A 23,826-nucleotide genomic window follows, 5' to 3' on the forward strand; every position below is an offset into this window, starting at 1 on the left:
TTAATCTACAGTAAAAAGTGCTTTAGTTATTGTACAAGTATGATTATGTAAAAATTTATTTTTCTCTTTTATCTAGGTTTTATTTGAAATTGTCATTTGAGTAGCTGACATACAACTGTACGGACATTAAAGAAATCAGTATACAGCTGTATGAACATTGTGGTAATTTGCGTACTAAACAATGTCATCTAAGTAGCTGACACTGGGATCCATTTTCCATCATCATTAGAAACGTTATATTTTAGCATAACTTTTATACTTGCAAATTTAACTCGATGCCAGTGTCAGGCTACTTTCATGACATCTATCACTTTGCGTTTATAGTATTTTTTGCAAATAAATATTTGCTAAATTAAGTGCAAAAATTACTTGACACATTTTGTAGTTTGATTATTATTAGTGAAGATGAGGGTATTTTAGAGCTCGAAATTCACCTTATTCAAGTCTGCAGACTTTTCAACTAATCTCTCAATAAAAAAATATAGCACAGTCTACTTCAGTGCATACTTAATTTCTGTCATGAGGTGTGTTATATTTTTCTAAATCGTTTTTTATAGGAGGATCATTATGTCTAAAATTCCTTAAAATTAATTAAAGTTAAACATTTATTAAATAGTGCAGTACTGCCTTACGCGTTGCTAATCCAAACTTTACTTGCTGTAAAATAACACAATCTTCTATATCATTGCTAATCTCAATGCCTCTATTTATTGGTCCTGGGTGCATAACAATTGCATCGGGTTTTGCATGCGATAGTTTTTGTGCATCAAGTCCATACAAATGAAAATATTCTTTTTCTGAAGAATTATTATTCATGCGCTCTTTCTGCAACCTCAAGAGCATAATTACATCAGCATCCTTTATACCTTCAGTTAATGAATAATGAAGTGAATCTACTTCAGAAAAATGTTTACACATCAAAGCTGGTGGTGCAACTAAGCTTATTTTTGCTCCAAACATTTTTAGCAATCTTATATTTGATCTTGCAACTCTACTGTGCAAAATATCTCCACATATCACAATTTTGAGGTTTTTTATTTGCTTTTTATGACTGATAATTACGAGATAATCTGCAAGAGCTTGAGTTGGGTGTTCACTGCTTCCATCGCCTGCGTTGATTAGCGAGCAATTGACATGCTTTGCCAATGTATTAATAATACCACTACTTTTATGCCTGATTATCATATAGTCAGGATTCATTGCATTTAGTGTTTTTATCATATCTTTTAGATCTTCCCCTTTGTTAATAGAAGAAGATTTTATTGGTAAAGTTATAACATTTGCTCCAAGGCTCTTTGCTGCTATTTCAAAAGATGCGAGCGTACGTGTTGAATCTTCAAAGAATAGGTTTATGACTATTTTATTTTTCAGAACATGACTATTTTCAACTTTTTCTTCAAGGTATTGGTTGGCTAATTTAGTTATATTTTCTACATCACCGATTGTGAGGTCTGAGATATTTAATAAATTCCTTCTCTTGTCCATAGCTCCTTTTTTGAGCTTATTCTACTTTCTTAATTTCAATTACACAACTGTAAAGTAAAGTAGAAGGAAGCTATAAAATTTTATTTCCACTTACATTCATCTGCTATCATAACAGCCTCAAAGAGATGCTTCTCAAGCTCACTTATAGGCAGAGTACTTTGTAGGTAATTTCCCCAAGATTTTAACACATCAGAAGTTTCAATACCTTCAACAATAGGATATTCTTGATTTTTTTTAGCATATAGCTCTTGAGCCTGTTTGCTTACAAAAAACTCCAATAAAGCTATGGCATTTTCTCTGTGTTTTGCGTTTTTTGTTACTGCTGCACCACTAATATTCACCATTACACCATCACTCGGAAAGAAAGCTCCTAACTTTTCTGTGATATTCTTTTTATTTTCTGATGAAAGGATTCTTGCAAAGTAGTAGCTATTTACTATTGCAACATTGCCTTCACCAGCGGCTACAGCATAAATTTGATCTGTGTCACCACCGCTTGGTTTTCTTGCCATGTTGCTTACAATTCCACTCACCCATTCTTTTGTTTTTTCAAAACCATTTTTTGCAATCATAAAAGCGATCAATGATCGGTTATATGGACTTGTGGAAGAGCGTACTAATATTTTCCCTTTCCATTTTTCATTCGCTAAATCTTCATAGGTACTTAATTCCTTAGGATCTACTGATTCTTTATTGTAAACCAATATTCTAGCTCTTTTTGTGAGACCAAACCAATAATCTTCATTATCTCTAAATTTTGCAGGTATGGCATTTTTTAGAGTCTCTGAATCCACTTGAGATAAGAGCCCTCTTTTTTTGGCTAAAATCAAATTCACTGCATCTGCAGTTAAAAACAAATCAGCTTCACCACCATTTTCCATGCGTGAAAGCAATTGGGAATAATCGTCAATGATATAACGTACCTTAATGCCAGTGGTTTTTGTAAAATCATCAAACAAACTATGTACTAATTCTTCTTTACGTGATGAATAAACGTTTACTACTTGTGAATCATCAATTCCGCTATTTTTATATAAAAAATTAACGACTATCAATAAAGCCGCTACTAAAGATATAAATATTAAACCTTTTTTCATAAACAAACCCCTTCCTTGTCATCATCTCAAGCTATCAAAATAGCAAGGTCTTAGCAAGTGTAAATCTTCAAAACGTTGCAGTTACAGTACTGGAATAGCGATAAAAAGAAGTACGAGCCAGATTTAATTAATAATATAAGTAATATCTGGATGGCCACATCGTTCAGCAACTACTTGTAACAATTTTGAACTAATCTTTTCTTGACTGCTTTTTACAGTTTTAATAGCTGTTTTATTAGCTGTTTCATTAGGATTTTCACTATTAGCATCTTTTGTATCTAATAACAAGTAATCTTTAAAATCAGTTTTGCTCCAATGATGAATTGTGCAAGCTAAAGTGAAAAGCAGTAGAGTGCCTGAAATTGCAACGATTGGCCAGTAAATAGTAGGATTTGTGTATGAACTTACTATGTTGCTCAAACCACCTGTTGAATAAAGTGCTAAAGGGAAGGTTATGTTTCCAGTAATAAGAACTGTTCCTAAGATAGGAAGCCATATTCTATCATTGATTAATGAATTTACTTTACTCTTGTAATAGATTGGCTGGCCTGTAAGTTCTACGATGTTCGGATTACTTTTTGCTTTTTCTGGAAGAGAGTGAAACGTAAAGTAAACACGATTACCGTTGCTATATTTTAATACCAAAGATTTGATGCATTCCTCGTCTTTTGAAAGTGTATTTGATATCTCATCTAAAACTTCTTGAGTATCTCTTTTTGTGATCTTGTGCTCCTTAGTACGTACTGCTTGCATAAATTCCCACATAATTCCCAAGGCTAAACAAGACGCTAATACTCCGACAAATATAGTAACAGGATTTATGCTGCCGATGAATCCAATGAATTCTCTTTGCTTCACAGCTAAAACGATTGCTGTAATACAACACGCCGTAACAAGGCCTACAAAAGGCATTGTAACTTTCTTCTTTTGCATCGTATATTTTACTTTCTGTAAAAATCTGTTTGTCTTTTTATTATCTCCAAGGAAAGATTCTTCGGAGCCATTTGTGTGATATGATGGTGGAGGAGAAGGTGATCTGCTAACTGATACACTATCTGAACTCTTTTTTGGAGATTCTGTATTTTGCTCTATGGATGCATAAATAGGTTCTGAACTGTTCACATTCGATTCTTTTTGCCTTTCTTCATCAGAACTTGATTCGCTAGCCGAACTTGTATGTTGTAAAGTTTCATTTTCACCATTTGTTTTTGGCACTGTGCTTCTGCGTGCTGGTTTTGGTAGACTTGTTTTTTCTATTCCATCTTTTTCAGTTATTCTGACGTTTCCTACGTTTGCTGATCCAGGCATATTCGCTCCAAAATTAATTACAATGTTATGTTGATTACGTTATAATTATTAAGATATGGTAAATACTAATTTAAAGATAAATATGAAGAATTTAGTATAAAAATTGCTTATCAAAAATCCTCTCGTCTAATGAGCAATCTTTATCAAAAAGCAGAGTGACTGTGTTTTCGTGATCTTTCTGCATTTTTATCTGCGATATATCAGGAAATTCCTTGTAATCTGATACTACAAGTGCTGGACGATTTTCCACGTCGTTGATATCAATTTGCACTATTGTATCATTTGAGATTAACGCTCCATTCCAACGCCTTGGGTAGTAGCTATTGATGGAAGTCAGTGCAAGTAAATTTGAATTAAGTGGTAAGATTGGCCCACCGGCAGAGAAGTTATATGCAGTGCTACCTGTTGGGGTAGACAATATAATTCCATCTCCTCTGAATTTTTCTACTTTTAGCTTATCATTAATGGTAATATTCATCTCTACTATTTGATTTGCATTTCTAAAGACATACACTTCATTTACTGCGATGTAACGGTGTTTTTTGCCACTTATGTCTGTGGCTTCCATTTTTAGTAAAGTTAGCTGAGTAGGAACTGCATGTTCTATATGATCAATTAGATCTTCAAAGCATTTATTCATCAAAAATCCGACGTTACCGGTATTTATTCCATACACATGTATATCTTTATTTCCTATGACGTAGTTGTGTAGGGTGCGTAGCATAAAACCATCGCCACCAACAACTATCAGCAGATCAACTTCATGCTTACCTGCTTCTGCTATATTGATAAAATTGAGTTTCTGTATTAGTTTAGATACTTCCTGAGACTTGGGTAGCGAAGAAGCAATATAGCCTACATTTTTATATTTATACATGTTAAATAAAGAGGGGAGGAACTAAAAAAAACTCCCGTATTTATCATTAAACTTAGCTATTTTACTATCCTTCTCCCCTGAACCGCTTGTCAAACTTCCAGTCCATGCAGGATGAGTAAGAGGATCTCTATCAAGCTTTATTCTTTGACCTTCTTTTCCATAAGTGGAATAAGTTTCAAACTCTTGACCATCTGTCATAACTATAGTAACTTTGTGATAATCGATTTCTGCCATTGTTCTTACAAATTTCTTACCAGCTAAGATTTTAGTGAATCTGGTTCATTTGGTCAATCATTATTGTGAAATATTGACAAAAAATAAATAAAGTAGTATTATCAATGAAGAATGAAAAACTTTTTATGATTTTTGCTTTTCCTGGTCAGGGCTCCCAATTTGTAGGAATGGGAAAGAGTTTATATGATGAATTTTCAGTTGCAAGGAACGTATTTGATGAAGTAGATGACATATTGGGTAGAAAGCTGTCTCATTTGATTTTCAATGGCCCTATTGAGAAATTAACCATCACGGAAAACGCTCAGCCAGCTATAATGGCAGTGTCAATTGCAACGCTACGTGTTATGAAGCACGTATTTGGTGAATCTCTTTACAGCGTTCAGTATGTTTGTGGGCATTCAGTTGGCGAGTATACAGCGCTGTGTGCTGCAGGGGCATTGACGCTTGAGTCTGCAGTCAAATTGCTAAAAGTTCGTAGCGAAGCAATGCATGAAGCTTCACTAAAATGCAAAGGTGGAATGTTTGCTCTACTTGGAGCAGAAATAAGTGAAGTAGAAGGTATATTAAAATCAGCTCAAATTGATTGTGAAATTGCAAACGATAATGGTGGTGGGCAGGTAGTGGTGAGTGGTACTGCAGAGGCTCTTGAGGTCTTACCTGATTTATTCAAAAACTCAAGTGTCAAGAAAATGATAAAATTACAAGTTAGTGGGCCTTTTCACTCATCTTTTATGAAACCTGCTGATGAAAAACTTCTGGAATTTTTAAAAAGCATCAACATAACTCGCCCTTCGATTCCTTTTGTATCAAACGTTACAGCTAAGGAAGAAAGTGATCCAGAGATCATAAGAGCTTTGCTCGCTAAGCAAGTTGTAAGTAGAGTAAGATGGAGAGAGATGGTTTTATATATGATAAGCCATGGCACTAATAAGTTTGTTGAAGTTGGCCCTAACAAAGTTTTATCTAATCTAGTTAAAAGAATTGACCAATCTATCAGTGTGAAAAATATAGATAGTATTGGTGATATTAATAGCTTCTTTGATGAATCATTAATGTTGACAGCAAAAAATTTAAAAATTGGGTTAAGTTAGCATATCTGATTGGTGTCATTCAAGTAGCTGACACTGGCTCCTTTATGATGGTGTTATTCCAGTTACAACTGTACGAACATTATCTGTAGGAAGATGTCATTCCAGTGCTTGACACTGGTTTTTCATAATCATCAAAACGTTGTATTTAACATAAAGCAGCTACTTTTATACTCGTAAATTTAACTGGATCCCAGTGTCAAGAACTGGGATGACACCGAATAGGCTACTTGAATAATACCGAAAGAGCTACTGGAACGACAAGGTGCTACTGAATGACACCTCTGGGCACTGCCGTCATAAATCTGCTACTTTCTCGTGACGCTGGAATGGCTTTGTTGCACAGCTCTTCGGATAGTGGGTAATGTATAATAAATTCATGAAGCTATATCAAACTTAGCCATGCCTATTTCAGTAAATTTGTTAAGCAAATAACACTTGAGTAGCAGTTCCTTCTCACGATTAATCTCAGATTTATTCCTAAAACTAAATCCAAATATTTGCTTCAGTCGCGAGAAAAAACTTTCTATATAAGATCTCTTCCAATAATTTATCTCTTTTTTCCACCTCTTCATACCATCTTCATCATATGACTTTATGAGCTTGATTGTAGAATTTCTCTCATTCATATAATCCAACTTTGGATGCTCTACTGCATTATTTTGCGGAGGAATCCTTGTCTTTATGTCAAGCTCATCGCACAGTTTGTATAACTTCTTTCGATCTATCTGCATATATCGTGCTTATGTTATACTTGGTATCCACTCTTTCAATAAGATCACAGGCTCCATAGTGGTCGGAATAAACTCCACTACTGTATTTTGCAGCTATAACTTTTTTACTACCTATCTCTAGCATTACATCTTGTTTGCTCATAGCGGCGATACTTTCTATCTGTACCATTTGCCTTACTATGGCCTGGAATATTATTGTAGATGCTGATACCTGTACTATCTATAGCAATTTCAATATCTTCCATATCGTTCTTATCAACTCTGCAGTCGTTGATTTTGATATTAAGCTTTTTAAACCTTCTTGAAGCCTGCGAATAGCTGATAATTTGCAAAATTTTCCCTATTTGCTCAAGATATTTCTCTATAAATCCCACTGTTTGCCTAAGACCAATCCTGAATAGATAGGTTATTATGTGAATTAGAATCACTACTTTGTCGCTGTAGACATTGTTGCCACCTGCTACTTTTGGACTATTTTCGTACCAATTTTCAATGGCATCGTTGATATAATGAAAAACATTTCCCCTTTCTTGAAGAAATTTGTTATATTCATTGCAGTTACTGACTTTCATTCTTATTGGCATATTTTTCCTTTGTCGGCTAAATATCTATTTTATAACAAATTCCATCAGTAACTGCCTGTTCTTTCCTTGAGTGGTGCAACAAAGCCATTCCAGTGTCAAGCACTGATCTTCAATCTCCCTACATCTCTGCGTCACGCACTGAAATGACACCCTGAAGCTTTAGCTATAAATATTAAGCAAGCAAAAAAAGGCAAAAGAAGCCTCATGGAGATAGTTGCTCCACTCTTTTTACTTGATGCTGCTCAAGCAGGTCACTTGGATGTAGTAAAATACTTAGTAGAAATAGCAAACGCAGGTGTTAATTATGTAGTTAGTACTCTTAGTCTACCTCATTTTGACTATGAAAAAACTTCTCTTGGAAAAACTGCTCTAATGTTTGCTGCTAAAAGTAGTCATTTTGTATAGTTTTATCCAACTCAGACGTAGTTTAACCCTAGAATTTATCCTTTGCAATTGTAATAAGGTCTATAAACTACTGCAAATCCAAATTTCTATTTGATCTTACATTCTTATTGTAATAACCTCTATGGATCACACAGCATTAGTCGTGTATCTGAACAGATACTTTTGTACATGGATCAGCTTTATGTGTATCAATTCTGTCTACTTCAAGTTTCCAGCAAAACTACTTTCTAATGTATTGCTTTCAATCAAGTTCTTTGTTAAGCTCACTGTTAGTGGATGTCAATTATCTTAACATAAAAATCAAGGCAGCTTTAGGTATAAATACGAGTAACTCGTATAAGTAAAGAGGCTATAAGAAGTTTCTTACCATTCTATTCAAACGGGTTTTAAACTTTTGAAATGTCATGACATTGTTGATACGTTTGTCAAGAAACGACAGGGTATCTGCAAAATCTTCTGAATAATCATTGATAAAAAAAAGTATCGTACTTAAGTACACTCCAGCTAATATTGCTCTTTTTGTATAGTAGTTAAAATCTGTTGATTGATCATGAATGCCATACCAAATCGCGCTAACAGTTCTGTACAAGAGTTTACTAGAAAAATATGTATTTTGGGGTAATATAGAGAATGATAAAACATTTTTTAAAAACTCTCTGTAATTTTGTAACTTAGCATAGTTTGAAAGGCGTATTTGGACAGCTAACTTTATCCGCTCTCTTACCTTCATATCTTCTAAATTGGAATTCCAAAGTTCAGTTTCCATTGAGCTATTTAAGTCCTCTGCTATGTACTCCAAAGCACTATATATTCCATTTTGAAATTTACAAAAACTATTGGCTAGGTTAAGGTTCGTGCACACTTTCAATAAGGTTGCATCACTTATTCCTTCAAATGGAACAACCTTAATCAGCTCATCTACTATTAACTTTTGTTCCATACAATATTATACTAAACATCACATATAATTGTACCTGAGATTTTCAAACATTCTGCAAAATGCTTCACCGCGCTCTTCAAAATTTTTCCACTGATCAAAAGAAGAACATGCAGGAGAAAGTAATATCGCTACTTCTTCTTTGCTATTTATGGCCTCTTCAAAAGCCAGTTTAAATGCGTTTTCTAGATTATAGCACTTCATATAATCTATTTTGTTCTCCATAATGTTTGCAAAAACTTCAGTTGATTCTCCAATAAGAAAAGCTTTTCTAATCTTGGTGAAATGCTTGCTTAATGATTCTATTCCGCCTTTTTTGCTTTTTCCGCCAACAATCCAGTATATGTTTTTATAAGATAAAATTGCCTTTTCGGTCGATTCTGCATTGGTTGCTTTGCTATCGTTGATAAAAAGTACATTATGTATTTTGCCAAGAAATTCATTTCTGTGTCTTAGCCCTGGAAAGGATTTGATTTCATTGACAATAGTGCTGCTATCTACTCCAAGTAACTTGCACACAGCGTGTGCAGCTACTATATTTTCTACATTGGATACTAGGTTTACTTTCATATCACTCATTGATAAGTTGTGATTCTCTAGTTTTAGCGAGATCTCCTGAATCTCAGCACTCCTTTTGTCATCCAAGTAGCTGACACTGGGATCCAGATAATTTCGATCTATACCAGTAATCTGTTCACTATAATCAAGCAAATTGTTATCTGCCAATGATATTAGATCTCTTGCACTACCCTCTGTCATCTGGGTAGTTGGCAATGGTTTTTCTTTTCTGGTCACGCGCTGGAATGACACCAGGGAATATGTTACTGAAATTGGAATTTTGTTCCCAGTGAATTTATTGAATACATCAGCGGTAATTTTGTTATCACATCCTATCACGGCAATCTTGCTACTGTTTATCAGTTTTAATTTAGTTGCTATGTAGTTATTCATACTTCCATGTCTATCTATGTGGTCTGGTGTGATGTTTAGCAATACAGAAATGTCTACATTAATTTTATTTATTAGCTCCAATTGAAAAGAGGAGAATTCAATTACATAAATTTCTGCATCTCTTTCTAAATCCAAAATAGGCACACCTAAATTCCCGCCAATAGCTACTTTTTTCCCTGTGGATTTTAATATGTGCCCTATTAGTGACGTGGTGGTTGATTTGCCATTTGTTCCTGTAATGCCTATAACCTTCTGATTTGTAGTTTTAGTTTCAAGAAATAGCTCAATGTCTGATTTTATTTTGCAGTCAAAGCTTCTTGCAAGTTTTACTACCCAATGCGTTGGTATTGGCACTCCAGGGCTCAAAATTAGTGTGCTTATCTCATGCCAATTATACTCATTGGGATGAGTAAAGTTACACTCTTTATATATCTTTTTTGCATTTGCTATTTGCTCTTTATTATCATCCCATGCATATATTTTTGCACTGCTTTTTGTTAGAGCATTAATAACGGACAAACCAGTTTTACCAAGGCCGAAAACCGCAACACTTTGATTTTTGTATTTGTTTAGTTGCACTTCTAGATAACTTATGCGAACCATTTTATAAAGATATAATACAAATTATAATGACTTCTTCCATAGTTTTTGGCAGTGCTTAACTTTATTGTCATAACCTTAGCCAATAGAAAACTCCTTGACACATTTTGCCAGCTCCCTTGCCATGACAATAAGAGTATTTATCCTTTAGAATTAATTAAGAGAAAGTTTTTTCTCGACTTGTTGTATAATTTGATAAAAGTGATCAAAATCTAAGCTTGCACTACCAATTAAAACTCCCAATAGATTTGGAATACTGAGCAAGTTTCCTATATTTTCTGAGCTGACTGAGCCACCATATATAATGTGTTTTTTACCAGTACACAATTTTATTATCTCTATCACCTCAGCAATTGCGTCATTATTTGGCACATTTCCTGTTCCTATTGCCCATATCGGTTCGTATGCTATGGTATATTCACCTTGTGTTGGCAAACGGTTTTTGCATTGATATTCTATTACTTCTTTTGTTTTTTTATTTTTATAATCTTCTGAGTTTTCACCTACACAGATGATTGGGTGTAATCCTGATTCTATTGCTGTTTTCGATTTAAGTTTTATTTCACTATCTTTTTCATGAGCCCTTTCAGAATGTCCAAGTATTACGTAACTACATCCTAGTTCCTTCAACATTCCTGCACTAATTTCACCTGTGTAAGAACCGAACTCTTTATGATGGCAATTCTGTCCTCCTATTTTAATATTGTTGTTCAACTCTATATTGCTTGGAAATGATGTAAAAGGAGGGCAAATTACTAATTTAGAGGTAATTTCGTTGCTCTTGTTGTTAAGTTTGCCTATAAAGTTAACAAATGAAGAACGTGTTCCATTCATTTTCCAATTTGCTACTATTAAAAAAGACATCAATTTTTCTTATATGAATGAGAGTGCCGGCTGTCGGACTTGAACTGACAACCTACTGATTACAAGTCAGTTGCTCTACCAATTGAGCTAAGCCGGCATTAAATACACTGACAATATACAATTATTGATGAATTTTCGTCAACTAATTTTTAAAATACTGCATACTAAGATCATATGAAAAAATTTTTACTGAAGCCAAAAAAGAGTCTAGGGCAAAATTTTATTTTATCGAATGAGATAATAAAAAGAATAGTTGCCTTAGCTGGTAGCCTGAAAGATTTTAATGTTATTGAAATTGGTCCTGGGTATGGTGCGTTAACAAGAGAAATATTGGCATATAATCCAAAGTTTCTACTTTCTATAGAAAAAGATAGTAGTTTAGTGAAACATCACGAACAATTGCTAAATGAGCATCAGGGAAAATATAGAATTATAGAAGCAGATGCACTTAATGTTGTAGAAAAAGAGCTGGTAGAATGTCCAGTCAAAGTCATTGCTAACTTGCCTTACAATATCTCAGTAGCGTTATTTTTAAAGTGGTTAAATAATATAAAATTTTTTACGAATTTGACGTTAATGTTCCAAAAGGAGGTAGCAGAGCGTATTACAGCAGAACCTAATTCTAAAGATTATGGTTCCCTATCAGTGCTAAGCCAGTTACTATGCGACATAAAAAAGGAATTTGATATTGAACCTAAGGAATTTTTTCCAAGACCAAAAGTATATTCTTCAGTAATTACAGTAAAACCTTTACCCACTCCAAGATTTGCAGTAAATTTAGAAACCTTAACAAAGCTAACACGTGCTGTGTTCGCTCAAAGAAGAAAGATGCTGAGAAATAGCTTGCAAAGTATAACTAGTGATGTCTCAACTACTCTTGAGAATGCTAAACTGAGTGGAGACGAACGTCCAGAAAGCTTAACTATTGAGCAGTTCTGTTTGCTAGCAAATAATATAATTATGCGATAAATATATTAGGAGCTACATACCTCTTCTATCCTATTTTGATCTAAAAATAGCTGGAGCCAGGCTAATTTTGCAAAAGCTCTATTGCAATTTCATTAATTGGCGTATAAGCTTTAAATAAAGCATATGAAAAAAATGGAAGCTTGTTATTCGTTTGACGATGTACTTCTCTTACCGGCCTATTCTGATGTATTGCCTCGTGATGCAGACACAAGAACTTATCTAACAAATAATATAGAACTAAATATCCCTCTCATATCCTCTGCAATGGACACTGTCACTGAATCAGGCTTTGCAATAGCTATTGCCCAACATGGTGGAATAGGTTGCATACATAAGAATTTATCAATAGATGAACAAGTGTTAGAAGTAAGAAGGGTGAAAAAATATGAAAGCTGGATCGTGTATAACCCAATTACAATTTCCCCAGATAAAACAGTTGCAGAAGCAGTTTCATTAATGAGAGAGTATAATTATTCCGGCATTCCTGTAGTTGATCAACGCAAGTTAGTGGGAATTTTAACTAATCGAGATGTGAGGTTTATTGAAGACCAGAACATGAATATAAAAGTTTCCGAGGTAATGACAAAAGATAAGTTAGTAACAGTTCGAGAGCAGGCAGTAAATAGCGCCTCAGCAATGAAATTGTTGCATGCAAATAGAATAGAGAAGCTTTTGGTTGTTGATGAAAATTCTTGTTGCATAGGTCTAATCACAGTTAAAGACATCGAAAAATACAATAGATATCCAAATTCATGTAAAGACAGTAAAGGTCGACTCAGAGTTGCCGCTGCAATTGGTACTGGTAAAAAAGACGGTATAGAAAGATGTGAAGCTTTGGTCGAAGAAGAAGTTGATGTGGTTATTGTAGATACCGCTCACGGTCATTCCGAGAACGTTATCAGCACTATTAAGGAAATAAAAAAGATGTATCCGAATACGCAATTAATCGGCGGAAATATTACAACAAAGGAGGCTGCTGAAGCGTTGATTGATGCTGGTGTTGATGCAGTGAAAGTTGGAATAGGGCCAGGATCAATTTGTACTACCAGAATAGTTACAGGCGTTGGTATGCCACAATTCTCTGCGATCAAGAATATTGCAGAGGTTTGTAAAACAAAAAACGTCAGACTAATTGCTGATGGTGGAATAAAATATTCGGGAGATGTTGCAAAAGCTATTGCAGCTGGTGCTGATACTGTGATGATAGGTTCAATCTTTGCTGGTACTGAGGAAAGCCCAGGTGAGATTATCATGTATAAGGGTAGAGCATATAAGGAATATCGAGGAATGGGATCTATTAGTGCAATGAAACGAGGGTCAGCTAGCCGTTATTTTCAAGATTCAAAACTTGATTTAGTCCCACAAGGAGTAGAAGCAAGAGTTCCTTTTAAAGGTCCAGCTTCAGGAGTGATCTGTCAGTTAATTGGTGGGTTGCAAGCTGCAATGGGTTACACTGGCAACCGTAATATAGAAGAGATGAAAAAAAACTGCAAATTTGTCACTATTACTTCATCAGGGTTAAGAGAAAGTCATGCTCATGATATAATCATTACACAGGAAGCTCCAAATTACGCTTACCAAGCATCTAATTTATCATCTGATTCAGAGTAAATACAATCCCCTTTTGAGTGGGTCATTTCAACACTGGTACACAATTGATATTAATATTAAGAGTCAAAAAGATGTCATCTAAGTGGCTGACACTGGAAAATCGATTGTAAATAAACTGACTACATAAAATTTTTGATCAAAATCAGTGCTATAAGTTGGAATAGCAACTTAAGGTAGATTGCCAGCTTAATATATTTTGATAAATCCAAATTATTTTAGCTATAAGAGAGCTTTGCTTTTTTGCTCCATCAGAATTGGCTTACTTTTAGTGATTCATGGAGTTAAAAAAGTCAGCATTGCTCTTTGTTAAAAGTAATTTGTCACGTAAAAACTCCATTGCTTCAACAGATCCCATAGGGTTAAGTATCCTACGCAATACCCATATTTTATTTAGTATGGCCTTATCAACTAATAGCTCTTCCTTCCTTGTTCCGGATTTTGTAATATCAATAGCAGGGAATATACGTTTATCAGCAAGTTTTCTATCTAGTATAATTTCAGCATTACCTGTGCCTTTAAACTCTTCAAAAATAACATCATCCATTTTTGAACCAGTTTCTATAAGGGCTGTAGCGATGATTGTCAAAGAACCACCATTTTCAATATTACGAGCTGCTCCAAAAAAGCGTTTTGGTCTTTGCAGCGCATTTGAATCTACACCGCCGGTTAGAACCTTTCCAGACGAAGGAATGACTGCATTATAAGCACGTGCAAGACGAGTTATAGAATCAAGCAAAATCACTACATCTTTTTTGTGTTCAACCATTCTTTTAGCTTTTTCTATTACTATTTCAGCAAGTTGGACATGACGGTAGGCAGGTTCATCAAATGTAGAGCTTACCACTTCACCCTTTACAGAGCGTATCATATCTGTCACCTCTTCGGGTCTTTCATCTATAAGTAATACTATTAGTTCTATTTCAGGATGATTTGTAGCTATAGAGTGAGCCATTTGCTGAAGCAATATCGTTTTTCCTGTACGAGGTGGAGCAACTATCAATGCTCTTTGTCCTTTTCCAAGAGGTGTAACTATATCTACAGCACGCATGTTTATATCTTTTTTATTATCTCCGCTACTGTTGTTTTCAAGGATGAGGCTTTTTTCAGGATAAAGCGGAAGCAAATTATCAAAATGTACGTACTTTCTTAATTCACTGATTTCAGTAGAGTTTATACTGTGAACCTTAGTTAAAGTAAAATATCTTTCCTTATCACCAGGTGGCCTTATTTCTCCACATGCCATATCTCCTGTACGTAAATTAAACTTCTTTATTTGGCCATTGGAAATATAAACATCATCGGTACTTGGAGCATAATTTGCACTTGATGAACGTAAGAAACCAAAACCATCAGGCAATATTTCCACTACTCCACTTCCTGTGGTTATGCCTCCTTCTTCACTCATTTTCTTCATTAAACTGAATATCATTTCCTGTTTTAGCATCCTGCCATTGCCTTTACCACTAGTTGAAATTTTTCTTTCTTCAGCTAGCTCTAACAATTCTTCTGCTGTTTTCTCTTTCAATTCGCTCAGGTCCAATGTTTTCTTGTTTTTTTCATCACCTTCACTGGTCATTTGTTTTACTGCGTCAGCATTATGAATTTGTTCGCTTTTTTCAGGTTGACCTACAACCCCTCCTTTTGCTAAGACATCTTCATTGATTGTTGTCATAATCCTCCAAAAATTTTAATTGATGCTTACTAACCTAAAATGTGAATATAAAACAATAAATTAGGCTGAGCTAGTTTTCAGTGCGTATTTAGACTTAATTATTATTAAACTAGATACTTTACTTGCATTATACTGATAAAAACTAACAAGTCAAGTTAATTTAATATTAACAAAGTACAAGAATTTGAGAATCATCAATAGCTATTATTTATATTTTTTAATCTTTGTTTCTTCTCTTCTTCTACTTTCGCTTTTTCTACTTCCGCTTCTAAATTTTCCTGGCTACATAAACCAAGTAGTACAGGATCTTGAGGTTTGATATTGAGTATGTTATGATGAGATCTATCTCTTACCTGCTCAACTGTGTAATTTGTTGTACCAACTAGCTTAGCTATTACATTATTGTTCAAGATAGGAAATTTTTTTACCAAATAATAAATCGCATTAGGTTTATCTCTACGCCTTGCTGTGGAAGCAAAGGCAAGAAAGCTAATCGTCTTTGCCCTTTTTTTCATATTTTTTATAATCAAATTTGGTACACGATTTGGATTTTTTTTGCAATTATCGATTTCTTTTTCAGTAATTATTTCAGAAATAATAGGGTCATACTTTTCAACTTCTATTTCCTCATCAGCTATGTCTTGTACTTTTTCAAGGGATAACTTGCAACATTGTGCTATTTGATCAAAAGTTAAGCTAGTGTTATCAACCAACCAAGCAGCTACTTGCATGAGAAATTGTTCATTTCTATCTTTATTGTCTTTAGAAGATTCCATTGACATCGAAAAAACATCTCCCATTTTAATATTCCTTTGCTGTTATAGAAATAAAATATAAACCATTAAAACTAAAAAAGCATTAACTTTGTCATCCAATGGCTTTTTGGTTTATATTTCTTATCTCTTAGAACCTGTTCATAATCTTTTGAAGAGGAAAGAAGCAAAAGCAAATTTGTAGGCTAGTATTAAATTTACGCTCGCAATTTTTCCAAAGTCGCCTACATTTTTCCAACCAGGCAAAAGAAGATCTCTCAACAACCCATCTTTTTGGCAATACAGCAAAGGTGCTTCACCTCAACAGTTGCACCAATAGTTACTTTCATCTGTGTTGCAAAATTTTCTCCAGTGTAGCCTGCATCAACCAGTATGTTTTTAACTTCAGAGAGACTTTCTTTAGCATTTTTAACCATTGTCAAAGCACTGCTACGATCAGTTATTTCTGCCGTTGTTATATGAATTGCGTGTGTCAAACCTTGTGTATCAACTGCGATATGACGCTTTATTACTGAAATTTTCTTGCCAGCATCATAACCTTTTTCTTCAGCAGTATCGGTATTTTTTACACTTTGGGCATCAATGATGCAGAAGCTTGTTTTGGTATTTCGACCACTGTTCTCTCCAACCAATTTTTTTAAAGACAATTTCTAGAACATTTTCTCTATCTTCATTCGTTTTTTTACTCCATTTCTTGAAGTAATCGTAAAAATTTCGCCATCTTGGAAACTCTTTTGGAAGCATTCGCCATTGACAGCCACTTTTTAGTACATAAAGCACACCACAAAATAACTCATATAAACCTAATCTTCTTGGCTTTGTTTTCTTTCGCACGCTTTCTAAAATTAGTCTAATCTTTTCGAATTTTTCACAACTTATGTCACTTGGATATGTATTCCTCATACTTTACCTCATGTCAACTATACCTCATCTTACCATATTCAGAGATCACTTACAGGCTCTTAGGTTAATATAAGCTTCCATTCAATTTAATACACTACAATATTACATATATTAGCTAATTTGTTAATAGATTTACAAATATTAAATTATTGCTATTCTAAATTTAAGTGTTAGTTAACTAAGTTTACAATGAGTATTAGAAATTTTTTTACCAAGGCAATCGTTCTCCTTTTAGTTTGCTTATTAATCTTTATGGGGATTGGCAATCTTTTATCAAATGATGATGAAAGGAAAGAATTAGCTAAAGTAGGAAAGGAAGTTATAACATCAGATGAATATAAATTACTATATCAAAATTATAAAAAGCAAATTTCTGGATCTGATGTAAGTAAAGAACAAGTAAAAAAGCTGAAATATGATTTACTTAACGCACTTATAGAGCAAAAACTATTGTTTAACCTAATTAGCGAACTTGGATTAAAAGTTGGAGAAGAATCTATCAAAAGCCACATAAAAAATACCAAGTACTTTCAGGACGATAAAGGAGAATTTGACCATAATAAATTCCATCAAACTCTAAATAGCCTGCATATAACAGAAAAGGAATATATAGAAAAACTAGAGAAAATCCTGCCTGCAATGATGTTCATGACTTCGTTATTTAAAGATAATTATCCGGTAACTTTTGGTGAGAGTGTTGATGAGCAGATATACAAAAATCGCTACCAAACTAGAGTAGTTGATATTGTTAAAATAACTGAGAATGCAATTACAGACGTTCCTGAACCAGATGATCAAGCCTTACTTGATTTGTATGAAAGAAATAAGTCCAATTTTTATTACCCTGAGTATCGAACTGCGCAATACATTTCTCTGGATCAAAAATATTTTGAAGATCAAATCAGAATTTCAGATGAAGAGGTTGATAGTATAATAGAACATCAGGAACTTAAAAATCAAAGAGACATATTCAATGTGATATTTCCTACCAAAGAAAAAGCTGAAATAGCAAGAAGAGCACTTGAAGAAAGTAAAGCAAGCTTTGAACAAATAATAGAAGAGTTTAATAAAGTGAAACTCGATGAAACCAGAGTAAATAATATAACTAAGGATTTCTTACCTGAAAATATGAGAGAAAAGGTATTTGCTCTCAAAACAGGTGAAGTAAGTGAAGTTTTAACAAGCAATTTTGGATGGCACGTAATAAAGGTAGAAAGCATACATCAAATCTCTGATGAAGACTTGGTTGATTTAAAAAAAGACATAAGGTCAGTTTTAACCAATCAAAAGTCTTTTGAAAAAGTCAATGATTTCATAAATCAAGTGAATTATAAGATATACAATGGTGCAACGATTGAAGAAATCTCCAATAATTACAATTTACCTATACAAACCATTGGTCCAGTAGATGCTAGTGGAAAAGACCAAAGTGGTAATGAAGTAGGAAATTCCAGTGATTTCATTTCTTTCATTTTTTCACGCGAGAAAGATCAGAAGAGTTATTTTAAGGGTGTTGGAGATACTGTTGTTGGTGTAAAAATCAGTGATATCGTTCCTCCTAAATTACAAAATTTTGAAGAAAGTAGGGAATCAGCCATAAAGCTTTGGCGTAGTGAATTTATAAAAGAAAGAATGTTTAAAATGGGACAAGAAGTAGCAGTTCAACTAAGAGAAAAGACAGATTTGGAAGAAATGCAAGGTATAAAATTGGTTAAAGGCCGGCAAATACAACGCAATGAACAAAACTACCCTTTTTCTTTCATAGAAGAGATTTTCAATATGAAAACAACTAATTCGGTAACAGATCCTATTCAATACAATAATGAAATTATAATAGGCGTTCTAAAACAAATGCATTCATCAAATGGTAAATTAAACATGCTTGACACCGGAAAACGTGTGATGATATCGCTAAAGGAACAGTTAATTAGCTATCTAAAATCAAAGTATAGAGTAGAAGTTAATCATGCTATGATTGATGATATATAAAAAAGTTTATTATCTTCCTTTTATGAGTGATTAGAGGGGGCTATATTGTATTTTTAGGTAAAAGAGGTACAATTAGTTTGACTTGAGCTGTTTATTGTATTTAAATTGTAATTAATATATGAATAAAGGTTGACATGGCAGTTAAAATAAGGTTAGCAAGGTTTGGGGCAAAGAAACGTCCTTTTTATAGGATAGTTGTAGCCGACTCACGAGCACCAAGAGATGGGCGCTTTATTGAGAGAATAGGACAATATGATCCAATGTTGCCAAAAGACAATAAAAATCGTGTTGTGGTAAAAGCTGATAGATTAAAACATTGGCTAAGTGTAGGAGCGCAAGCAACTGAAAGGGTAATGTGGTTCATTAAAAAAGGCATAGTAGATTTAGAAACAGAATCGAAAAAAATAGAAAAGAAAAAAGTTGAGAAAGTACAAGGGCAAGAAGCATAAGTCCTCTTAAATGCTAAACACTGATTTAACAAAAAGTAGTAAATTAGATGATATTGTATCTTCTGATTTATTGGCTATGAATGACTTTATCTTCAAAAATGTCAATGATGAAGGTACTAAGCTTGCTACCGATATTACATCTCATCTTATTAATTCAGGAGGAAAAAAGATAAGGCCTAAGCTCATTTTTATTATATGTAAAATGCTGAATTACTCTGGAGAGAGTAGGGTCAACATTGCTGCATCGGTAGAATTTATACACAACGCTACTTTACTTCATGATGATGTGCTTGATGAAAGTAAGGCACGCCATGGAGTTGCAACAGCAAATAAAATTTGGGGGAATAAATCAAGCATTTTAGTTGGTGATCTATTATTGACCTTAGCATTTAGATGGCTTATAGAATGTGGGAATTTAAGTGTTCTCTCTATTTTATCTAAGGCATCTAATTTGCTTGTCAAGGGTGAGATAAAGCAGATGACAACGCGTTTTGACCCTAACACAATTAGGAAAAATTATTTTAATATCATTGGAGAAAAGACAGCATCTTTATTTTCTGCATGCTCCGAGGCTGCATCAGTAGTATCTGGAGCCACAAGTGACGAAACAGAGAGGCTAAGGAATTTCGGGTTTAATTTTGGCATGGCATTCCAAATAATTGATGACGTGCTAGATTATACTGCTAATCAATGCACTTTAGGAAAGCAACTTGGAAAAGATTTCTTTGAAGGTAAAGTCACTTTACCTTCTATTATAGCATATGAAAAAGGCAGCTCATCAGAACAAAAATTCTGGGAGAAATCTTTTTCTTCAGCTAGACACAATTTTGACCAAGCATTACAATATATTAATCATCATAATGCCATTCATGTTTCTATGGAAGAAGCTAAACACTATATTAATATGGCGCAAAGTAATATTGATACTTTTTCTGATTCTCTTTATAAAACTGCTTTGATTGACTTTTTAAATGCAAGCATAGAAAGACAAGGATAGCTAACGCTTGATATTTTTAGATTGATTGTTATATATTTATTAAGTTTGTAAGGGTGAATGATATGTCAGATAGTAATAAAGAGAAAAAAAAGAAATTTGCAGATATGGTCAGTAAACGAAAAGGGGATGATCAAGAAGATCAGCAAACAGGTGATTTAAGTGAAGAGCTTAATATATTAAAAGAACGTGCAGTTCAGCTTGAAGATCATTTACGTCGCGCTGTTGCGGATAATGAAAACGTTAAACGTATAATGCAAAAGCAAATTAGTGATGCAAGTGATTATGCAGTCACAAAATTTGCACGTGATATGATCGACTCTTGTGACAATTTAAAAAAAGCAATGGAAAACTTGAAAGATGGTGATCCTATTCATGAAGGAATAAAAGTGGCGCACCAAAAGATTGTGAGTGATCTAAAAAAACATGGAATAGAAGAAATAGATCCAATAGGTAACTCTTTTGACAGCAATTTACATCAAGCTGTTGTGGAAAGAGAAGATAATGAAAAAGAGCCTGGCACTATTGTAGAAGTACTACAAACTGGTTATACCATTAAAAATAGGTTGCTTCGTCCTGCAATGGTTATTCTTTCTAAAAAATCTGCTGATTGCGAAAGTAACTAATAAAACACTCAAGGTATGGAAGAAGTTGTCTTCTCAGGTATTCAGCCAAGTGGAGTATTACACTTGGGCAATTATCTTGGTGCAATTAAGCAGTGGATAGGCTTGCAGGATAAATATAAATCTCTTTTTTGTGTTGTTGATCTGCATGCAATCACAGCAAATAAGCTTCCCGCAAATGAATTAAAAAATAATATTTTTAAAGCAGCAGCAACTTATATTGCATGTGGAATAGATCCGGAAAAGTCGATTATTTTCAATCAATCCGCAGTTAGTGGTCATGCAGAATTGGGCTGGCTGCTAGGGTGCTATACACCAATTGGTTGGCTTAATCGTATGACTCAATTTAAAGATAAGGCTGGAAGCGATAGACAAAAAGCTTCTCTTGGGTTATATAGCTACCCAGTACTTATGGCTGCGGATATATTGCTGTATCAAACTAAATATGTTCCTGTTGGCGATGATCAAAAACAGCATTTAGAACTTGCACGTGATATTGCATCAGCTTTTAACAATCATTATAAATGTAGTCATTTCATCATACCTGAAATCTTAACTTTGGATTGCACATCAAGAATAATGAGCTTAAGAGATGGAGCAAGCAAGATGAGCAAATCTGATTCTTCAGAATACTCATGCATTAACCTTGACGATACAGATGACTTGATTGTCAAGAAAATAGAAAAAGCAAAAACAGATTCAATTCTAGGCTTTGATTTTGCTACTTTAAAGTGCCGTCCAGAAGTAAACAATTTGGTAAACATTTATTCAGTGCTTAGTGATTTAAATGTGGAAAAAGTGTGTGAAGAAGTGAATAAACATGATATGAAACACTTTAAAAAAGAGTTAGCTGACTTAATCATCAGTGTTATATCACCCATACGTGAGAAGTTGAACGGTCTTTTGAGGGATCAGCTCCATTTACATAAAATATTAAAAGAAGGTACAGAAAAAGCAGCAGAGATTGCAAATAACAATATAAAAAAGATCAAGGATATTATAGGGTTTGTTCAATAGGTTACAACTATTTCTTCCCATGGCTTTCAAATCGTGCAGCTATTTTCTTTACACTAACATGAGTGAGAAGAGGTTTTTTACTAACCGGAAGTTTAGAATCGGACTTTGCTGTTATGGGGTTCATTTTAGATCTTTTATTTCCTACCGGAAATGAGTGAGATTGGGAGGCAGTTTCTTGCGATGGTGCAGGATCTTTCTTCATACCGATATCTGCTTGTGTTGCAGGGGTGGCTTTGCTCTTAGCAACTTGATTTTGCTCAAACTTTCCTACTATTGACTTTACTCTACCGTCCTTCTTGCTATTTACTTTTTCTTTTATAATAACCGCTTTTACTTCTGATGATGCTTTATCAGCAGATTTTTTCAGGATTGGTTTACTTTCAGCTGATTTTTGCGAAGTCACTTCTACTATTATTGGTTTCGTGCTCACTTGTTGATCAACAATATCTAGCCTTTTAGGATTTGACAGTATTTCAGATTTATCTTCTTTAGTTTCTTGCTTAATTTCTTGATTGGTAGCGTTTAGCGCTGGTGGCTCTGGAGCCTGTCTCTTTTTATATCCTCTTCTTGTTCCTGCATTTTTCTTAGGTTTCGTTTTGTGAGTTGGCTCCTTTTTAGCTAACTTTGAGTCTTCCGAATCTTTTGTTGAAGATTTACTACTTTTCTCTTGATAATTTGATATTTCCTCATTTCCAGACTCTTCACTTAATGAACTTTCATAGCCTGAATCTTCAGGAGATACATTCTCTATTTCTGGTTTAAAGTGTACCTTTTTTGAGGCAGTAGGAGGTGGCGGAGGTGCCGTTGTTGGCCGTTTTATTTTCTTCATACCTGATTTTCCTGCCGGCTGTTTTCCTTTTTGCAGCTTAGGAGTATCTTCCTTCTGCTTTGATGTCGTTTTATTTTCCGTGCTTACTTCGTATGATTTATGTTCTTTATTGCCTTTTCCACTCTGTTTCGAATCTAAAATTTCTTTAAGTCCTTTCTTGAATAGATTAATTGTACTTAAAATATTTGTGTATTCGGCTGCTTTTTCTATAGTGAAACCTGATAATTCATCACCAACAAAATTTTTTATGTCATTATCATTAGTTGGAATATCTTTTCCCAAGACTCTATCTAATATCCCTTTTAATGTTCCAATAAAACCGAGTGGCTTTGTGCTCAAAGGTTCTACATAATTATTCAAGTCGCTATATATAACAAATTTGGCTACATCTTTTGCGTTGTTTGTAAAATTCTTCAGAGCTTGAGATAAATCTTTCAGTGTTTCATCATATTGTTCATTAATTTTTTTTGTATCCTTCAGCTTTATGACTCTTATCAAAGAATTGAGATTTTTATCATAATTGTCACTTTTAAATAGATCACTCATACCAATTACTGTTTATCGTTTACTTAAATATAAATTCAAAGTATTAAGACCGAGTAAATGTTATATGACTTATCCTCTGACTCATAAACGCTTGCGTTCCTTAATGTGCAAAAAATTTCAATAATCTTCAATCAGCAATAGTATAGAAATCCAAAAAACAAGTAGCTAACACTGGAATCTAGGAATTATGATTGGGCACAAGTTGATGAGTATAGTTGTTTTATGTTGAAATACAGCATTTATGGAAAGATTAGATGTCAGTCTAGAATGACACCCTTTCTGGAAAA

General features: G+C 34.0%; 23 protein-coding genes, 1 tRNA gene and 1 pseudogene. 9 read left to right on the top strand and 16 right to left on the bottom strand.

All coding sequences use genetic code 11. The features are described 5' to 3' along the window. Positions 1-597 precede the first annotated feature (597 nt). The 5 genes from AB3210_RS01825 to rpmE all read right to left on the bottom strand — a co-directional run bounded on the left by AB3210_RS01825 (position 598) and on the right by rpmE (position 5,001). Positions 598-1,485, bottom strand: coding sequence for an aspartate carbamoyltransferase catalytic subunit (locus tag AB3210_RS01825; RefSeq protein ID WP_052264950.1), 888 nt, complete (start codon positions 1,483-1,485; stop codon positions 598-600). A gap of 80 nt (positions 1,486-1,565) precedes the next feature. After that, positions 1,566-2,582 (bottom strand): Fe(3+) ABC transporter substrate-binding protein, encoded by a 1,017-nt coding sequence (locus AB3210_RS01830; protein ID WP_007302093.1) that lies wholly within the window; start codon positions 2,580-2,582, stop codon positions 1,566-1,568. A 123-nt stretch (positions 2,583-2,705) separates the two neighbouring features. Further along, complete coding sequence (locus tag AB3210_RS01835; protein ID WP_096097182.1) at positions 2,706-3,890, bottom strand: hypothetical protein; 1,185 nt, start codon at positions 3,888-3,890, stop codon at positions 2,706-2,708. A 91-nt stretch (positions 3,891-3,981) separates the two neighbouring features. Beyond that, positions 3,982-4,767: an NAD kinase gene (locus AB3210_RS01840; protein ID WP_096097181.1), complete on the bottom strand. Its 786-nt coding sequence runs from the start codon at positions 4,765-4,767 to the stop codon at positions 3,982-3,984. Between the two features lie 21 nt (positions 4,768-4,788). Then, on the bottom strand, positions 4,789-5,001 hold the full coding sequence (gene rpmE / locus AB3210_RS01845) for a 50S ribosomal protein L31 (RefSeq protein WP_052264949.1): 213 nt from the start codon (positions 4,999-5,001) through the stop codon (positions 4,789-4,791). Between the two features lie 125 nt (positions 5,002-5,126). On the opposite strand from rpmE, the gene fabD reads away from it, so the two are divergent. Next, positions 5,127-6,092, top strand: coding sequence for an ACP S-malonyltransferase (gene fabD, locus AB3210_RS01850; protein ID WP_180708354.1), 966 nt, complete (start codon positions 5,127-5,129; stop codon positions 6,090-6,092). Positions 6,093-6,466: 374 nt separating this feature from the next. On the opposite strand, the gene AB3210_RS01855 is transcribed toward fabD, so the two are convergent. The 3 genes from AB3210_RS01855 to AB3210_RS01865 are packed head-to-tail and all read right to left on the bottom strand — an operon-like array spanning position 6,467 to position 7,407. Continuing rightward, positions 6,467-6,823, bottom strand: coding sequence for a transposase (locus AB3210_RS01855; RefSeq protein WP_007301972.1), 357 nt, complete (start codon positions 6,821-6,823; stop codon positions 6,467-6,469). Next, the gene (locus AB3210_RS01860; protein ID WP_038227351.1) at positions 6,783-6,965 is read right to left on the bottom strand and encodes a hypothetical protein; all 183 of its coding nucleotides are present in this window, start codon (positions 6,963-6,965) and stop codon (positions 6,783-6,785) included. Before AB3210_RS01860 ends, AB3210_RS01855 begins: the two co-directional genes overlap by 41 nt. Next, entirely contained in the window at positions 6,931-7,407 is a 477-nt protein-coding gene (locus AB3210_RS01865) for a transposase (protein WP_019236989.1), read from the bottom strand. The genes AB3210_RS01860 and AB3210_RS01865 overlap by 35 nt, the downstream gene beginning before the upstream one ends. A gap of 204 nt (positions 7,408-7,611) precedes the next feature. Here AB3210_RS01865 and AB3210_RS01870 point away from each other — a divergent pair, with 204 nt between their 5' ends. After that, the gene (locus AB3210_RS01870) at positions 7,612-7,812 is read left to right on the top strand and encodes an ankyrin repeat domain-containing protein (protein WP_230609266.1); all 201 of its coding nucleotides are present in this window, start codon (positions 7,612-7,614) and stop codon (positions 7,810-7,812) included. A gap of 349 nt (positions 7,813-8,161) precedes the next feature. On the opposite strand, the gene AB3210_RS01875 is transcribed toward AB3210_RS01870, so the two are convergent. The 4 genes from AB3210_RS01875 to AB3210_RS01890 all read right to left on the bottom strand — a co-directional run bounded on the left by AB3210_RS01875 (position 8,162) and on the right by AB3210_RS01890 (position 11,261). Beyond that, a complete protein-coding gene (locus tag AB3210_RS01875) occupies positions 8,162-8,752 on the bottom strand; it encodes a COQ9 family protein (RefSeq protein ID WP_052264643.1) in 591 nt (196 codons plus the stop codon). An 18-nt stretch (positions 8,753-8,770) separates the two neighbouring features. Continuing rightward, on the bottom strand, positions 8,771-10,303 hold the full coding sequence (locus AB3210_RS01880) for a Mur ligase family protein (RefSeq protein ID WP_052264644.1): 1,533 nt from the start codon (positions 10,301-10,303) through the stop codon (positions 8,771-8,773). A gap of 150 nt (positions 10,304-10,453) precedes the next feature. Next, the gene (locus AB3210_RS01885; protein WP_052264645.1) at positions 10,454-11,164 is read right to left on the bottom strand and encodes a triosephosphate isomerase; all 711 of its coding nucleotides are present in this window, start codon (positions 11,162-11,164) and stop codon (positions 10,454-10,456) included. 24 nt (positions 11,165-11,188) lie between these two features. After that, a tRNA-Thr gene (locus AB3210_RS01890) sits at positions 11,189-11,261 on the bottom strand. Between the two features lie 77 nt (positions 11,262-11,338). Between AB3210_RS01890 and rsmA the strand changes: the two genes are divergently transcribed. Both rsmA and guaB read left to right on the top strand, forming a co-directional pair. After that, positions 11,339-12,133 (top strand): 16S rRNA (adenine(1518)-N(6)/adenine(1519)-N(6))-dimethyltransferase RsmA, encoded by a 795-nt coding sequence (gene rsmA / locus AB3210_RS01895; RefSeq protein WP_019236635.1) that lies wholly within the window; start codon positions 11,339-11,341, stop codon positions 12,131-12,133. Positions 12,134-12,256: 123 nt separating this feature from the next. Then, complete coding sequence (guaB, locus tag AB3210_RS01900; protein ID WP_012481851.1) at positions 12,257-13,744, top strand: IMP dehydrogenase; 1,488 nt, start codon at positions 12,257-12,259, stop codon at positions 13,742-13,744. A 265-nt stretch (positions 13,745-14,009) separates the two neighbouring features. Here guaB and rho read toward each other — a convergent pair whose 3' ends face one another. The 3 genes and pseudogenes from rho to AB3210_RS01915 form a co-directional block, all read right to left on the bottom strand. After that, positions 14,010-15,416, bottom strand: coding sequence for a transcription termination factor Rho (gene rho, locus AB3210_RS01905; RefSeq protein ID WP_052264646.1), 1,407 nt, complete (start codon positions 15,414-15,416; stop codon positions 14,010-14,012). A gap of 194 nt (positions 15,417-15,610) precedes the next feature. After that, positions 15,611-16,216, bottom strand: a complete 606-nt coding sequence (locus AB3210_RS01910; protein WP_007301964.1) for a cell cycle transcriptional regulator TrcR — start codon at positions 16,214-16,216, stop codon at positions 15,611-15,613. 103 nt (positions 16,217-16,319) lie between these two features. After that, positions 16,320-17,092: pseudogene (locus AB3210_RS01915) on the bottom strand (IS5 family transposase). Between the two features lie 189 nt (positions 17,093-17,281). On the opposite strand from AB3210_RS01915, the gene AB3210_RS01920 reads away from it, so the two are divergent. The 5 genes from AB3210_RS01920 to trpS all read left to right on the top strand — a co-directional run bounded on the left by AB3210_RS01920 (position 17,282) and on the right by trpS (position 22,164). Beyond that, positions 17,282-19,081, top strand: a complete 1,800-nt coding sequence (locus AB3210_RS01920) for a peptidylprolyl isomerase (protein WP_052264647.1) — start codon at positions 17,282-17,284, stop codon at positions 19,079-19,081. A 134-nt stretch (positions 19,082-19,215) separates the two neighbouring features. Then, positions 19,216-19,530, top strand: a complete 315-nt coding sequence (gene rpsP / locus AB3210_RS01925; protein ID WP_006015540.1) for a 30S ribosomal protein S16 — start codon at positions 19,216-19,218, stop codon at positions 19,528-19,530. A gap of 10 nt (positions 19,531-19,540) precedes the next feature. After that, positions 19,541-20,527: a polyprenyl synthetase family protein gene (locus AB3210_RS01930; protein ID WP_052264648.1), complete on the top strand. Its 987-nt coding sequence runs from the start codon at positions 19,541-19,543 to the stop codon at positions 20,525-20,527. Between the two features lie 62 nt (positions 20,528-20,589). Then, on the top strand, positions 20,590-21,150 hold the full coding sequence (locus AB3210_RS01935; protein WP_007301960.1) for a nucleotide exchange factor GrpE: 561 nt from the start codon (positions 20,590-20,592) through the stop codon (positions 21,148-21,150). Between the two features lie 15 nt (positions 21,151-21,165). After that, a complete protein-coding gene (trpS, locus tag AB3210_RS01940; RefSeq protein ID WP_019236630.1) occupies positions 21,166-22,164 on the top strand; it encodes a tryptophan--tRNA ligase in 999 nt (332 codons plus the stop codon). 7 nt (positions 22,165-22,171) lie between these two features. Here trpS and AB3210_RS01945 read toward each other — a convergent pair whose 3' ends face one another. Beyond that, a complete protein-coding gene (locus tag AB3210_RS01945; RefSeq protein ID WP_007301958.1) occupies positions 22,172-23,539 on the bottom strand; it encodes a hypothetical protein in 1,368 nt (455 codons plus the stop codon). Positions 23,540-23,826 lie beyond the last annotated feature (287 nt).

This window comes from Wolbachia endosymbiont (group B) of Scrobipalpa ocellatella, assembly GCF_964188425.1.
GTDB lineage: Bacteria > Pseudomonadota > Alphaproteobacteria > Rickettsiales > Anaplasmataceae > Wolbachia.

Coding starts and splice junctions, on each gene's coding strand:
- AB3210_RS01880 (WP_052264644.1), bottom strand. CDS start 10,303: ATGGTTCGCATAAGTTATCTAGAAGTGCAACTAAACAAATACAAAAAT.
- AB3210_RS01835 (WP_096097182.1), bottom strand. CDS start 3,890: ATGCCTGGATCAGCAAACGTAGGAAACGTCAGAATAACTGAAAAAGAT.
- AB3210_RS01930 (WP_052264648.1), top strand. CDS start 19,541: ATGCTAAACACTGATTTAACAAAAAGTAGTAAATTAGATGATATTGTA.
- rho (WP_052264646.1), bottom strand. CDS start 15,416: ATGACAACAATCAATGAAGATGTCTTAGCAAAAGGAGGGGTTGTAGGT.
- rsmA (WP_019236635.1), top strand. CDS start 11,339: ATGAAAAAATTTTTACTGAAGCCAAAAAAGAGTCTAGGGCAAAATTTT.
- fabD (WP_180708354.1), top strand. CDS start 5,127: ATGATTTTTGCTTTTCCTGGTCAGGGCTCCCAATTTGTAGGAATGGGA.
- AB3210_RS01875 (WP_052264643.1), bottom strand. CDS start 8,752: ATGGAACAAAAGTTAATAGTAGATGAGCTGATTAAGGTTGTTCCATTT.
- AB3210_RS01825 (WP_052264950.1), bottom strand. CDS start 1,485: ATGGACAAGAGAAGGAATTTATTAAATATCTCAGACCTCACAATCGGT.
- AB3210_RS01830 (WP_007302093.1), bottom strand. CDS start 2,582: ATGAAAAAAGGTTTAATATTTATATCTTTAGTAGCGGCTTTATTGATA.
- trpS (WP_019236630.1), top strand. CDS start 21,166: ATGGAAGAAGTTGTCTTCTCAGGTATTCAGCCAAGTGGAGTATTACAC.
- rpmE (WP_052264949.1), bottom strand. CDS start 5,001: ATGGCAGAAATCGATTATCACAAAGTTACTATAGTTATGACAGATGGT.
- AB3210_RS01840 (WP_096097181.1), bottom strand. CDS start 4,767: ATGTATAAATATAAAAATGTAGGCTATATTGCTTCTTCGCTACCCAAG.
- AB3210_RS01945 (WP_007301958.1), bottom strand. CDS start 23,539: ATGAGTGATCTATTTAAAAGTGACAATTATGATAAAAATCTCAATTCT.
- AB3210_RS01860 (WP_038227351.1), bottom strand. CDS start 6,965: ATGAGCAAACAAGATGTAATGCTAGAGATAGGTAGTAAAAAAGTTATA.
- AB3210_RS01920 (WP_052264647.1), top strand. CDS start 17,282: ATGAGTATTAGAAATTTTTTTACCAAGGCAATCGTTCTCCTTTTAGTT.
- AB3210_RS01865 (WP_019236989.1), bottom strand. CDS start 7,407: ATGCCAATAAGAATGAAAGTCAGTAACTGCAATGAATATAACAAATTT.
- AB3210_RS01910 (WP_007301964.1), bottom strand. CDS start 16,216: ATGGGAGATGTTTTTTCGATGTCAATGGAATCTTCTAAAGACAATAAA.
- AB3210_RS01870 (WP_230609266.1), top strand. CDS start 7,612: ATGGAGATAGTTGCTCCACTCTTTTTACTTGATGCTGCTCAAGCAGGT.
- rpsP (WP_006015540.1), top strand. CDS start 19,216: ATGGCAGTTAAAATAAGGTTAGCAAGGTTTGGGGCAAAGAAACGTCCT.
- guaB (WP_012481851.1), top strand. CDS start 12,257: ATGAAAAAAATGGAAGCTTGTTATTCGTTTGACGATGTACTTCTCTTA.
- AB3210_RS01885 (WP_052264645.1), bottom strand. CDS start 11,164: ATGTCTTTTTTAATAGTAGCAAATTGGAAAATGAATGGAACACGTTCT.
- AB3210_RS01855 (WP_007301972.1), bottom strand. CDS start 6,823: ATGCAGATAGATCGAAAGAAGTTATACAAACTGTGCGATGAGCTTGAC.
- AB3210_RS01935 (WP_007301960.1), top strand. CDS start 20,590: ATGTCAGATAGTAATAAAGAGAAAAAAAAGAAATTTGCAGATATGGTC.